This is a genomic window from Oleiphilus sp. HI0123 (assembly GCF_001635315.1).
Genome location: NZ_LWGE01000039.1, coordinates 1 through 289 on the forward strand (window position 1 = coordinate 1; position 289 = coordinate 289).

The 289-nt window shown below is 41.2% G+C and carries 1 protein-coding gene; it reads left to right on the top strand.

The annotated features are described in order from the left end of the window. Positions 1-63: 63 nt before the first annotated feature. A partial coding sequence (locus A3761_RS28300) for a hypothetical protein (RefSeq protein ID WP_231881095.1) occupies positions 64-289 on the top strand: 226 nt, incomplete at its 3' end.

A 289-nucleotide genomic window follows, 5' to 3' on the forward strand; every position in this document is an offset into this window, starting at 1 on the left:
TTGTCGTTAGTATATATATTTTGTATTACCGTATTAATTGGGTGTGCATCGTCGCAGCCTAAAATGTCGCCGGTCTTGAGAAACGCTTTTATTCAGGCTCAAACGGAATTTGCGATAGGAGACAATAGTAAGGCCATAGACCTCTGGAAGGTTGCCGAAAATATTGCTATGACTGAGTCAAAAGATAGCGAAAGCGACAGTGTTTTCAGTGCAAGAGCCAACTTAATTAAAGCATATTTAAGAGCGGGATCTCTGGCAGAAGCAGAAGAAGTTGTTAAAGGAAGTGAGC